We start from the raw sequence: 14,193 nt of genomic DNA, 5'->3' as shown, positions 1-14,193 counted from the left end.
GAAAACGAAGCTCAGTTGGCACTGCCAACTGAGCTTGATTTTACTTATATAGTTGAAAAAAAGGAGTTTGTTTATGGCACAAAAAGTTATGAGCCTACAAAATAGGAAGAATCAAAAAAGACGATTTATCTTTTTATTTCTTTTGCCAACGTTGATTTGTTTCTTTCTATTTTATTTTTATTCTGTAGTAACAATCTTTTTAACTTCATTTGCTAAATGGGATTATACAAATTTAAACACCCCTGAGTTTCTAGGATTTGATAAATTATTTGAAAATTATAGGTATGTTTTTAAAGAATACCCATTTTTTACAGAAGCTCTAATTAATTCTGTTCGTTGGGCTGTAATTGGTGTTATTATTCAAGTTCCTTTAGCTGTATCTGTTGCAATTACATTATCTAAGAAATTAAAAGGCTGGAAGATATCTAGGAATCTTTATATTGTACCAAGTATCATTTCTAGTGCTGCTATGGGCTTGATTTTTCTTCAAATCTATAATCCAAACTATGGTGTTGTTAACCAAATTATTCATCTATTTAATCCATCGTTTAAAGATTCAGTACTGTTGACTCCAGGATTAAATATAGTAGCTATGACTGGCGCTTATATCTTCTTTGCAGGAGCATCAACCATTATGATTCTTGGGCAAATTTTTGCTATTCCAGAAGAAGTTCAAGAAGCTGCTATTTTAGACAATATTACTGGTTGGAGGAAAGAGTGGTATATTACGATTCCGATGATTAAGGGGACAATTAAAACTGTTTCAATTATGGCAGCAACTTCAGGATTTTTGCTCTATAACGAAGTATTCTTTTTGACAAATGGTGCTGCAGGAACAAAAAGTATCAGTTTTGTTATTCGAGAATTAGCAGTGGCTAGCTCACGAACTCAGTATGCTCGTGCAAATACAATTGGAGTTATACAAATCTTAGGTGGAATGTTGATTATCGTTTGTATTAATATTTTATTCAGAGAAAGAAAGAGACTGAAAGGTAGGAAATGATTATGAATACACATATAAATGGTATTAGTAAAAAAGGCAAAGTTCTTATATATGGTTATATGCTCCTTACCATTTTAATTTCTATTTTCCCTATTGCGTGGATTTTTTTATCATCATTAAAAGCAGATCCTATGAAAAATCCAGGTATTAGTTTACCGACTGACTTTACTCTTGAAGGTTATATAAATGTTTTTACAAAACTTCATATTTTCACTTACTTTTGGAATAGCTTTAAAGTAGTGTCTATATCAGTTATTATTAGCATTGTTATGATCTCCATGTCTTCATATGTTATTGCTAGGATGGAATTTAGAGGGAAGAAGTTAGTGACTTCTATGCTGTATTCTACTCTATTTATTCCAGCAACAGCTATGACTTTTCCAGTTTATAGATTAGTAAATGCGTTGGGGATTTATAATACCCCAGTTGCTCTAATTCTGGTCTACTCTTGTAGTGGAATTGCTATGAGTTTCTTCATTATAAAGAACTATTTTGAAATTATTCCAAAAGAATTGGAGGAGGCGGCAGAGATTGATGGTGCGACATATGCTCAAACTTTTTGGAAAGTGATGTTGCCAATTGCTAGACCTGGAATTTTAACAGCGGCAGTACTTGCCTTTATTAATAACTGGAATGAATATTATTGGGCATCTATGTTGGTGATTGATAAGAATGAATTAACAGTACCAGCATTACTAGGTCAATTTACTACAAGTTTTAATACTAATTATAATGGTCTCTTTTCAGCGATTGTTGTAATCGTATTACCACCAATCATTCTATTTGCATTTACAAGTAAATACTTTATTGAAGCTTTAGGAGGAGGAGCAGTAAAAGGATGAAACATACACTTGAAACTATCAATAGTAGAACTCAGTGGTTTAGAGAAGCAAGATTTGGGATGTTCATTCATTGGGGTTTATATTCTATTCCAGGAAAAGGGGAATGGATTCGTAGTCATCAGAAATTATCTATTGAAGATTATGAACCATATTTTCGAGCTTTTGATCCTAAGGAATATAACCCTAGAGAATGGGCTAAACAAGCAAAAGCTGCAGGGATGAAGTATATGGTTTTAACGGCTAAACATCATGATGGATTTTGTTTGTTTGATTCAAAATTTACGGATTATAAAGCAACAAATACACCTGCAGGTAGAGATTTAGTTAAAGAATTTGTAGATGCCGTTCGAGCTGAAGGTTTAAAAGTAGGGTTATATTTTAGTTTGATTGACTGGTATCATCCTGATTTTCCTAAATATGCTGATCTAAATCATCCAATGAGAGGAAATGAAGCCTATCGAGATGAGAAAATTAACTTTGACCGTTATTTGGAGTATTTGCACAATCAAGTTAAAGAAATTGTAACTGGTTATGGTCAGATTGACATATTATGGTTTGATTATTCTTATGAAGACATGGTAGGTGAAAAATGGGGAGCTTCAAAATTAATAGACATGGTTCGTCATTATCAGCCAAACGTTATCGTAGATAATAGATTAGAAACATCAGGTGAAGGATTCGGAAGTATTGTTACAGATGAAATTACCTCTTACGCTGGAGATTTTGTTAGTCCAGAGCAAATTGTTCCTCACGAAGGTATTCGAAACTTTAAAGGTGAGCCTGTTCCTTGGGAACTTTGTCTAACTATGAATAACAATTGGGCTTATAATCCTACAGATTATCTATATAAGTCTAGTCAAACTTTGATAAGAAAGTTAGTTGAATGTGTTAGTAAAAACGGGAATATGATTCTTAATGTAGGCCCAGATGCTTTGGGAAGAATTAATGATCCAAGTAAGAAAATATTAGATGATTTTCATCAATGGATGTCTCGAAATGGTGAGGCAATTTATGGATGTAGTGGAGATGAAAATTTACCAAAACCAGATTGGGGATACTATACTCGTAACGGAAATACGGTTTATGCTCATGTATTTGAACAACCTATAGGTCCGTTAGCTCTTCTTGGTATTAGTAAAGAAAACGTAAAAAGAATGAGCTTTCTTCATGATGGAAGTGAGGTGAAAATTTCAGAAAGCTGGACGACCAATGCCTATAAAGGAATTTGTTTTGCACAGTTTGGAGAAGTTCCTCATTTTACCTATCTATTACCAGACTTGATTGATAGCGTAATCAAAATTGAGTTGAGAGAGTAGTTTATATGAAAATTGAAAATAAAAATGTAAGACGTAATTTCTTTTGGGGAGATGGTCGATTTTATACTACTGATATCGTAAACAAACGGGCAGGAGTAATGATAAAAAATGTTTCGAAAGAGGAATTTACCATTACATTGGAGAATGGTATAAAACTTTCTTCAAATCATTTTTCAGCAATCGTTAGGGAAGAGGGAGATAAGCGGATTGAGGTTTCTTTTGTTTATCCTTCCATTCGTTTACGTTTAATCTTTGAATCGAGGGATGATGTTCTTTCGAAACAATTAGTTTTAGAATCTTCTACTGAAGTTATTAAATCTGTAGAGGTAGAGAGTTTTGAGTTTGAAACAGAAGACCACATTTTCTATCCTAAAAGACAAGATTGTATTAAGGAAATGGCAAATTTTTCCGGTTATTATGTAGAATTGGGACAACCTGTTTATGCTAATTCTTTATTCTTAGGAATGGAATTTCCCATGTCTGAAAACAAGGTAGATTGTAGACATTATGTATCAAGGTATTACTTAGGAACGGTTATTAATCAAGAGAAAATTTTGTGGCCTTGTATTGTTGGGGGAGCAGGTTCCTATAAAAAAGAAGAGATTCAAGAGGAATTTTTTGAATATGTGGAAGGAATAGCTCAACCTAGTTATTTCCGTAAACAGTATAATTCCTGGTATGACCATATGACCGACATTACAGAAGCAGGTATTCTAAAAAGTTTTTCTGAGATTAGAGATGGATTTGAAAATCATGGAGTCCATTTAGATGCTTATGTTGTTGATGATGGTTGGACAAACTATCAATCAGTTTGGGAATTCAATCATAAATTCCCAAATGGTTTGAGAAATATTAAACATCTTGTAAATGGATTTGGTTCAAGCCTAGGATTATGGATTGGTCCCAGAGGTGGTTATAATGGGACAGAAATCATTATGAGTGATTGGTTGGAAGCACATCCAGAGTTAAGGATTGGCTCTAAAAATTATACTTCAAATGATGTAAACGTCGCTGATTTTAACTATCTCAATCAAATGAAGAAAAAGATGTTGGAATATCAAAAAGAATTCGATATCAGCTATTGGAAAATTGATGGCTGGTTACTTCAACCTGACAAATCTGATAAGAGTGGGTCGCATGGTATGTATACCATGACAGCGGTTTATGAGTTCTTAATTCAACTGTTGATAGATCTAAGAAAGGAGCGAGGAGGAAAAGATTGTTGGTTAAACTTGACTTCTTATGTAAATCCTAGTCCATGGTTTTTACAGTGGGTCAATAGTTTATGGATTCAAATATCTCAAGATGTAGGGTTTACAGAGAATGCAGGTAATGATATCAATCGTATGATTACTTACCGAGATATTCAGTATCAAGAATTTTTGGAAAAACGTGAGATACAGTTACCTATGTGGTCGCTTTATAATCATGAACCAATCTATGCTGTCAGTGCAAATACCTGGTACATGGATCACCAAATGTTTGCATCAATACCAGATTTTGAAGCTTATCTATTATTTATTTCAACAAGAGGGAATGCTTTTTGGGAGTTTCACTATTCTTTTGATATGTTTGATGAAGAACGCTGGAAAGCCAATGCTCGTGCCGTCAAATGGATAGAGGAGAATTATCAAACACTAAAATATAGTAAAAAAATAGGAGGAAGTCCTGAAAAATTTGAAATTTATGGTTATAAGTGTCACAATCAGAAGACTTCTACTGAAATTCTCTCTCTGAGAAATCCTGCTCAGATTAAACAAAAAATAAAAATAGAGAATCTTTCGATAGAGAATTTTACCAGAGTAATTGGAGATTTTACTATTCAAGAAGATGAGATAGAATTGGCACCGTACTCTATCGTGATACTGAAGAAGTAAAGAAAAAATTGTGAGGTAGAGATGACGATTTATATTAATAAGGACGAGATCGTTTTTCATTTGGAAATGAAAGATAGTAGTTATATTTTTAGAATTTTAGAAAATGGGGAACTTCAACATCTATATTTTGGGAAAAGGATTCATGTCAAGGAAAATTATAACCAATTGATGGCCTATGAAAAAAGAGGATTTGAAGTATCTTTTTCTGAAGAATTTGAGGATATTCAACAGTCTATGATACAAAATGAATATTCTTCATATGGGAAAGGAGATTTTCGGCATCCAGCCTTTCAAGTTCAAGGAATGAATGGTAGTAGGATAACGACACTAAAATATCAAGGTTTTGAACTTGAAAAAGGGAAAAAGCGTCTTAACTCTCTACCTTCAACATTTGATGATATTGGTCAGTGTGCGGAAACATTAACAATTATTTTAAAGGATTCCATATTAAATTTAACTGTTAGATTAAATTACACAATTTTTCCGAAATACAATGTCTTGGTTAGAAATACGGAATTTTTAAATAGTAGTAATAATAAGTTGACTCTTTTGAAAGCAATGAGCTTACAGTTAGATCTGCCTGATAGTCAATATGATTTTATTCAATTTTCTGGAGCATGGCTGAGGGAACGTCAGTTATATAGAACTCCGCTTAGACCAGGTATTCAAGCAATAGATAGCTTGAGATACTCATCAAGTCCTCAGCAAAATCCTTTCTTTATGTTATCAAGGAGGGAAACTACAGAGCATAGTGGTGAGGTTTATGGTTTTAACTTTATCTATTCTGGAAATTTTCAAAATATGATTGAAGTTGACCATTTTGACACCGCTAGAGTAACGGTAGGAATAAATCCAGTAGAATTTCGTTTTTTATTAAATCCTGCCGAAAGTTTTGTGACACCAGAAGCAGTTGTGACCTATTCTGATCAAGGGATGAATCAGATGAGCCAACAACTATCAGATTTTTATCGACATCATTTAGTTAATCCTAATTTTTCTCAAGCTAGTCGTCCTATAATACTCAATAGTTGGGAAACATTTTATTTTGACTTGAGTACAGAAAAAATTTTAGATTTAGCAAAGACTGCTAAAGATTTAGGGATAGAATTATTTGTACTGGATGATGGTTGGTTTGGTCATAGGAAAGATGACAAAAGTTCTCTGGGTGACTGGGTAACAGATAGAAGTCGCCTTCCTGAAGGTATTGGATTTCTTGCAGATGAAATTCACAAAATAGGTTTACAATTTGGTTTGTGGTTTGAGCCTGAAATGATTTCTATTGATAGTGATTTGTACAAGAAACATGCCGATTGGACTATCCATTTGTTAGACAGAGAAAAGTCAGTAGGAAGAAATCAATATGTGTTGGATTTGACGAGACAGGAAGTTGTTGATTATCTTTTTGATTCTATTTCTAGAATTATAATCGAAACAAATCTGGATTATATCAAATGGGATATGAATCGTCATATAACAGATATTTATAGTATTGAACTTGATTCTGAACAGCAGATTGAATTTGGTCATCGATATATCTTAGGTCTTTATCAGTTATTAGATCGTTTAATAACTAAGTTCCCTTCAGTTCTATTTGAATCTTGTTCTTCAGGTGGTGGACGTTTTGATTTAGGACTTATGTATTATGCACCGCAAGCGTGGACGAGTGATGATACGGACCCGATAGAAAGATTGAAAATTCAGCATGGAACTTCTTACGGATATTCTCCATCAATGATGACAGCCCATGTTTCTATTTCTCCAAATGAACAAAGTGGAAGACAAACGAGTTTGGACACTAGGACAAATGTAGCTTATTTTAGTTCTTTCGGTTATGAATTAGATGTTACGAGATTGTCGGTAGAAGAAAAAGAACAAGTGAGAGAACAAATTCAGTTTTATAAAAAATATCGTTCATTGTTTCAATATGGGGATTTTTATAGGATAAACAGTCCTTTTAGTTGTGATTCTGCTAGTTGGCAAGTTGTTTCAAAGAATAAATGCCAGTCGATTTTACTGTATGCTCAATTGAATAGTAAGTTGAATCCAGGTTATACAAGAGCTTATTTTAGTGGTTTAGATAAAGATAAATGCTATTCCGTCTCTGGATTTGATGAGTTCTTTTATGGAGATGAATTAATGAATGCTGGAATAAAAGTCAGTTTAAGTAATTTAGCACTATGTGTTCCAGAATATCTTACAAAATTATTTGTTATTGAGGAAGTTGTATGTAAATATTGAGGAAATAAAAATGGAAAGTAGAAAAATAGCAAAACAGATTTTAATAACTACGGCTGTTTTAACAAGTTTTTTAGGAAGTAAATTGTTTTATGCAGATGTAGTCCAAAGTAATTCTAATGACAGAGCTAGTACTGAAACTGCCAGAGTAACAGGGAATAACTTAAGAAAACCAAGTACTAAAGATCAAGAAATTGATACGGAGATGACATATCTTTCAGATATGGAATGGTCTTCTGCAACTCATGGTGATGTAGATAAAACAAAAACAGTACAAAAAGATGCTCCATTTACAACGGGAAATAAAGGAGAACACACTAAAATTTCATTACTTACTTCTGACAATAAAGTTAAGTATTTTGATAAAGGAATAGGGACAGTCGCAGATTCCCCGTCTGTAATCAGCTATGATATTAGTGGTCAAGGATTTGAAAAATTTGAAACTTATATAGGAATTGATCAAAGTGCTAATAGTTCTAGAGCAGACCACGCAGTAGTGGATAAAATAGAAATAGAAATAGATGGAGAAGTAGTTTATTCCAGTAATGTAACTAATCCAGATGGATTCAGATATAATACTCCGGCACAATTTATTAGTGTGACAATTCCACAAAACGCTAAAAAAATATCCTTAAAATCATTCTCAGGAGAACATACATGGGGTGATGAAGTTGTATTTGCTGATGCTAAACTTATTAAAACTGTTAGTACTCAAACTATAACTCCAGATCTTCTTAATAAAGGAATTAATGGGGGAGTATATCTTTCTGATTTAGAATGGGTTGATGCTACTCATGGTGATGACGATAAATCAAAAACAGTTCAGAAAGATAAACCGTTTACACCTGGTAATAACGGTGCAAATAATAAAATAAAATTATTAATTGACGGGAAGGAAATAGAATTTAATAAAGGATTGGGAACTGTAGCAAGTAACCCGTCTAGTATAAAATATGATGTTTCGGGTGCTAATGTTACAAGATTTATTTCCTATGTCGGAATTGATAGGAGCGCCAATCATTTAAATTCAGATTACGCAGATATTCAAAAGTTTGAAGTTGTTGCGGATGGTAAAGTCATTTATTCATCAGATTCAAAATATCCGAAAGGAATTAAGTATGATACATCGGCATTTCTGGTTGATGTTGAAATTCCAAAAGATACACAGACGATAGAACTTAAATCATATTCAGGAAAACATACATGGGCTGACGAATTGGTTTTAGGTGGAGCCATGTTTATGGCAAATGGTAAATTTAAGAATCCTAATGATTGGTCAGAAGTTGATAAACGTCGTGAAATTAATAATGAACATCCGTTACTTATGATGCCTTTATATGCTAACGGAGAAGAGTTTAACAAAGGGAAATATACTTTTTGGGGAGGAGATACATTAACAGGTAAGTGGGAGAATATACCAGATGACTTAAAACCATATACTGTTATGCAGTTACATCCAGATGATCTTCCTAAAAGAGATGGAGCTGCTAGAGATTTTTATGAACATATGTTAGAAGAAGCAGCGAAATATGTAAATCCTAAGACTGGAAAAAATGAACCAATTCCAGTTATTCTGACGGTTTACACTGCTGGTAATATGCCTTATTATACTTCGGCACATTGGTTAAGTACCAGCTGGATTGATAAAATGTATCAAAAATATCCAAATTTGCATGGTATTTTCAGTACAGAGAATTATTGGATTTGGGCAAATGATATTGAAAATAAGGCGGCAGATTACTTAAAAGTATCAGCTAAAAATGGAGGATATTTTATATGGGCTGAACAAAATAATGGTTCTGCAATAGAAAAAGCATTTGGAAAAAACGGTAAGATAGCATTTCAGAAATCTGTTGATAAGTACTGGAAGAACCTTATTTTCATGTTCAAAAATACACCTGCTGCCGAGGGAAATGATTCAACTACAGAAAGTTATATGAAGGGACTTTGGCTATCAAATCATACTTATCAATGGGGTGGTTTGATGGATACTTGGAAGTGGTATGAGACAGGTAAATGGAAACTGTTTGCAAGTGGTAATATCGGAAAAAGTCAAGGAGATAGACAATGGTTGACTGAACCAGAGTCTATGCTAGGAGAAGAAGCTTTAGGGGTTTACCTTAATGGAGGTGTAGTTTATAATTTTGAACATCCAGCTTATACCTATGGTGTAAATAATAAAGAAAGCTTACTCTTTAGCGAAGTAATAAAAGAATTTTTTAGATATGTAATAGCGCATCCAGCACCATCCAAAGAAAAGGTACTTGAGGATACAAAAGTATTCATACATGGAGACTATTCAAATAAAGGAAATGGTAAGTTCTTTGTAAACGTAAATACTGATAGAGAACAAACTCCATTATACATGACTGGTCGTTATAATGTTATTCCAGCTATTCCAGGTGTTTTAAAAACAGATAAATTGAAAGAGTCTGTTTCTGGTAGCCGTATTCAGATTAAGGAAATCACTTCTCCAGAATTTAGCTCTACTCAGGCTAGAAAAGAATACTTAAATAAGCTGTATCCTATGAATTATGAAGGAGATATCTTTGCTCAGAAATTAGATAATAGATGGTTTGTCTATAATTACAAGGTAAATGAGAATGTTAAACAGACTGGGAAATTAAAATTTAATTCTTTAGAAATGGATGTTGAATTTGAACCTCATACCTATGGTATTTTTGAGAGAATAAGTAATGGATTGAAAGTGAATTTAAATAATTTTAGAACAAATAAAGATTCACTATGGTCTAATGCTCAAGATGCAAATCAGGCAAAGAAACTACCACAATTGACCAAGAAAGGTGCGATTAAGTGGATTGAAGAACATTATATCAAAGATACTCAGTTTGGAGAGAAAAGGGTTACAAAGATAGTATTAAGAGGTATAGATAAACTTCCTACTATTCATTCATTATCAGGAACAAATAATTCCTATGATCAGCCATCTCTCAATTTTGATCAGAAAAATCATATGGTTACTATTACCATTAACAGTAACGGAAATCTTGAATTCGAACTTCATTTTTAGAAAGGAGTGAGTTTATGACTCAAGATGAAAAATTAATTCGTGAACAGATTTGTGATGTTTGTCATAAGATGTGGCAACTTGGTTGGGTTGCTGCAAACGATGGGAATGTATCTGTTCGATTAGATGAGGATACCATTATTGCAACTCCTACTGGTATCAGCAAAAGTTTTATTACTCCAGAAAAGCTGGTGAAGTTAAATCTCAAAGGAGAGATTTTAGAAGCAGAAGGTGATTACCGTCCTTCTAGTGAAATAAAAATGCACATTCGATGCTACGAAGACCGTGAGGATGTCCGTTCAGTTGTTCACGCGCATCCACCGATTGCAACAGGATTTGCTCTTGCACATATTCCTTTAGATACTTATTCACTAATTGAGAGCGCGATTGTGGTTGGGGCAATTCCTATAACTCCATTTGGAGTTCCGTCTACAATGGAAGTGCCAGAAGCAATTACACCTTATCTACCAGATCATGATGTAATGTTGCTTGAGAACCACGGAGCTTTAACTGTTGGAAGTGATATTATTACAGCCTATTATCGTATGGAGACTTTGGAGTTAGTTGCTAAGACAACTTTCCATGGACGTATGCTTTTGTCAACTAAGGGTGTGGAAGAACAAGAGATTTCACGTCCGACTTTGGAACATCTATTCTCTATGAGAGAAAATTATAAGGTTACAGGTCGTCACCCAGGCTACCGTAAATATAATGGTGATGGTAGTATAAAAGAAACAAAAAAATAAGAGGAAAGTATTATGATTCAACATCCACGTATTGGTATTCGCCCGACTATTGATGGTCGTCGTCAAGGTGTACGCGAATCACTGGAAGTACAAACAATGAACATGGCTAAAAGTGTGGCAGATTTGATTTCAAGCACATTGAAATATCCAGATGGGGAACCTGTGGAATGCGTGATTTCTCCATCTACCATTGGTCGTGTTCCAGAGGCTGCAGCTTCCCATGAGTTGTTTAAAAAGTCAAATGTTTGCGCAACAATTACAGTTACACCATGCTGGTGTTATGGTAGTGAAACTATGGATATGTCTCCAGATATTCCTCATGCTATTTGGGGATTTAATGGGACAGAACGCCCAGGAGCTGTCTATCTTGCAGCTGTACTAGCTTCACATGCTCAAAAAGGGATTCCGGCCTTTGGGATTTATGGTAGAGATGTTCAGGAAGCTAATGATACAGATATTCCAGAAGATGTCAAAGAAAAGCTTTTACGCTATGCGCGTGCAGCTCTTGCAACTGGCTTGATGAGAGACACTGCTTACCTATCAATGGGTAGTGTTTCGATGGGGATTGGCGGTTCTATTGTAAATCCAGATTTCTTCCAAGAATACTTAGGAATGCGAAATGAATCGGTAGATATGACGGAGTTCACGCGCCGTATTGACCGTGGTATTTATGACCCTGAAGAGTTCGAACGTGCGCTCAAATGGGTGAAAGAAAACGTAAAAGAAGGATTCGACCATAACCGTGAAGACCTTGTTTTAAGCCGTGAAGAAAAAGATAGACAATGGGAATTTGTTATTAAGATGTTCATGATTGGACGTGACTTAATGGTTGGTAACCCAAGACTTGCTGAACTTGGTTTTGAGGAAGAAGCAGCTGGTCACCATGCTTTAGTAGCTGGTTTCCAAGGTCAACGCCAGTGGACAGACCATTTTCCAAATGGGGACTTTATGGAAACTTTCCTCAATACTCAGTTTGACTGGAACGGTATTCGAAAACCCTTTGTATTTGCGACAGAGAATGATTCACTAAATGGTGTGTCTATGCTCTTTAATTATCTATTAACAAATACTCCACAAATCTTTGCTGATGTGCGTACTTATTGGAGTCCAGAGGCTGTTAAACGTGTAACGGGACATACTTTAGAGGGTCGTGCTGCAGATGGATTCTTACATCTAATCAACTCTGGTTCTTGTACATTGGATGGTACTGGTCAAGCTAGTCGTGATGGAAAACCTGTTATGAAACCATTCTGGGAGTTGGAAGAAAGTGAAGTGCAGGCTATGCTTGAAAACACAGACTTCCCACCAGCAAACCGCGAATACTTCCGTGGAGGAGGATTCTCAACTCGCTTCTTGACGAAGGGGGATATGCCAGTAACAATGGTACGTCTCAATCTTCTAAAAGGGGTTGGTCCAGTGCTACAAATTGCAGAAGGTTACACACTTGAACTTCCTGAAGATGTTCATCATACTTTAGATAATCGTACAGATCCAGGATGGCCAACTACTTGGTTTGCTCCACGTTTGACAGGAAAAGGTGCTTTCAAGTCTGTCTATGACGTCATGAATAATTGGGGAGCTAATCACGGAGCCATAACATATGGCCACATTGGAGCAGACTTGATTACCTTGGCTTCTATGTTGAGAATTCCTGTCAATATGCATAATGTACCTGAGGAAGATATCTTTAGACCTAAAAATTGGTCTTTATTTGGAACAGAAGATTTAGAATCAGCGGACTATCGTGCATGTCAGTTGTTGGGACCACTACATAAATAAAACTTGTTTATATAGGAGGTGAGCTTGCGTCCCTCCTATCCTTTTAAAAATATTTGTTAAACAATTCACAAATAATTGAAAACGAATACAAAAAGTAATATAATGATGTTAAATAGATAGCGCAGAGGCGCAGGAGGAAAAGCATATGGCTACATTTTACGTTCCATCAGTTAACCTTATCGGTAAAGGTGTTGTAAATGAAGTGGGTCCTTATATCAAGGAACTTGGCTATAAAAAGGCACTTTTGGTGACAGATAAGTTCATCGAAGGAAGTGACATTTTGCCTAAGGTTTTAAAACCGCTAGATGCAGAAGGAATCGAATATGTCATCTTTAGCGATGTAGAGCCAAACCCTACTTGTAAGAATGTCACAGATGGGGTAGCTGCTTTGGAAGAACATGGATGTGATTTTATCATCAGTCTTGGTGGTGGGTCTCCACAGGATGCAGCTAGTTGTATCTCTATCATGGCTACAAATGGTGGAAAACCACAGGATTATGAAGGGCTTCATAAGTCTGCTAAAAAAGGCTTGCCAGTTGTGGCTATCAATACAACGGCAGGAACTTCTGCAGAAATTACTATTAACTATGTGATTACCGATGAAGAACGCAAGGTTAAGATGGTAATGGTTGACAAGAATAGCCTTGCTCTTATCTCTGTTAATGACCCGGAACTCATGCTTTCCAAACCTCAAGCTTTGACTGCAGCGACAGGTATGGATGCTCTGACTCACGCTGTTGAAGCTTTGGTAACACCTGGTGCTTATGATGTGACCAAGAAACTCTCTATCGGAGCTATTGAACTCATCAAGGAATACCTTCCTCGTGCTGTAGCAAATGGACACGATATTGAAGCGCGTGAAGGTATGGTTAATGCTATTTTCCTTGGTGGTATGAGCTTTAACAATGCAGGTCTGGGCTATGTTCACTCAATGGCTCACCAACTAGGTGCAGTATATAATTTGCCACATGGTGTCTGCTGTGCTATGTTGCTACCAGTTATAGAACGTGAAAATGCTAAACGTGCACCAGAAGCTTTTCGCAATGTTGCCAAGGCCTTGGGACTTCATGTAGAAGGTAAATCAGATCAAGAATGTGCCGATTATGCAATTGCTGAGATTGAGAAGCTTTCTGAGACAGTAGGTATTCCTAAGAAATTGACTGAACTTGGTATCGAAGAAAAAGATTTCGACTTTGAATACCTTTCTAAGAATGCCTTGATTGATGCCTGCGCACCAGGAAATCCATTTGTGCCAACCTTGGAAGAAACGATTGCCTTTTATAAAGAGTTGTTTTAGCAAGAGATTAGACGATAATAGGACAATTCACCTCTAATTATTGACATTTCAGGAAAAATCGCAGTAAAAA

9 protein-coding genes are annotated in these 14,193 nt (G+C 35.3%); all 9 read left to right on the top strand.

All coding sequences use genetic code 11. The features are described from left to right. Nucleotides 1-73 precede the first annotated feature (73 nt). The gene (locus OVN21_RS04640; RefSeq protein ID WP_267247478.1) at nt 74-1,003 is read left to right on the top strand and encodes a carbohydrate ABC transporter permease; all 930 of its coding nucleotides are present in this window, start codon (nt 74-76) and stop codon (nt 1,001-1,003) included. A 2-nt stretch (nt 1,004-1,005) separates the two neighbouring features. Beyond that, on the top strand, nt 1,006-1,845 hold the full coding sequence (locus OVN21_RS04635; RefSeq protein ID WP_267247477.1) for a carbohydrate ABC transporter permease: 840 nt from the start codon (nt 1,006-1,008) through the stop codon (nt 1,843-1,845). After that, the gene (locus OVN21_RS04630; protein WP_267247476.1) at nt 1,842-3,161 is read left to right on the top strand and encodes an alpha-L-fucosidase; all 1,320 of its coding nucleotides are present in this window, start codon (nt 1,842-1,844) and stop codon (nt 3,159-3,161) included. The genes OVN21_RS04635 and OVN21_RS04630 overlap by 4 nt, the downstream gene beginning before the upstream one ends. Nucleotides 3,162-3,166: 5 nt before the next feature. Further along, the gene (locus tag OVN21_RS04625) at nt 3,167-5,038 is read left to right on the top strand and encodes an alpha-N-acetylgalactosaminidase (RefSeq protein ID WP_267247475.1); all 1,872 of its coding nucleotides are present in this window, start codon (nt 3,167-3,169) and stop codon (nt 5,036-5,038) included. A gap of 21 nt (nt 5,039-5,059) precedes the next feature. Further along, nucleotides 5,060-7,276, top strand: a complete 2,217-nt coding sequence (locus OVN21_RS04620; RefSeq protein ID WP_267247474.1) for an alpha-galactosidase — start codon at nt 5,060-5,062, stop codon at nt 7,274-7,276. A gap of 10 nt (nt 7,277-7,286) precedes the next feature. Beyond that, complete coding sequence (locus OVN21_RS04615) at nt 7,287-10,304, top strand: glycoside hydrolase family 98 domain-containing protein (protein WP_267247473.1); 3,018 nt, start codon at nt 7,287-7,289, stop codon at nt 10,302-10,304. Between the two features lie 14 nt (nt 10,305-10,318). Next, a complete protein-coding gene (locus OVN21_RS04610) occupies nt 10,319-11,047 on the top strand; it encodes a class II aldolase/adducin family protein (protein WP_267247472.1) in 729 nt (242 codons plus the stop codon). A 12-nt stretch (nt 11,048-11,059) separates the two neighbouring features. Continuing rightward, nucleotides 11,060-12,826 (top strand): L-fucose isomerase, encoded by a 1,767-nt coding sequence (locus OVN21_RS04605; protein ID WP_267247471.1) that lies wholly within the window; start codon nt 11,060-11,062, stop codon nt 12,824-12,826. Between the two features lie 145 nt (nt 12,827-12,971). Continuing rightward, nucleotides 12,972-14,123 (top strand): iron-containing alcohol dehydrogenase, encoded by a 1,152-nt coding sequence (locus tag OVN21_RS04600; RefSeq protein ID WP_267247470.1) that lies wholly within the window; start codon nt 12,972-12,974, stop codon nt 14,121-14,123. Nucleotides 14,124-14,193: the final 70 nt, after the last annotated feature.

Origin of the sequence: Streptococcus sp. Marseille-Q5986, assembly GCF_946902915.1 — a bacterium.
Lineage (GTDB): Bacteria > Bacillota > Bacilli > Lactobacillales > Streptococcaceae > Streptococcus.
The sequence above is the reverse complement of the archived record's forward strand: the minus strand, read 5'-3'. Positions and strand labels throughout refer to the sequence as shown.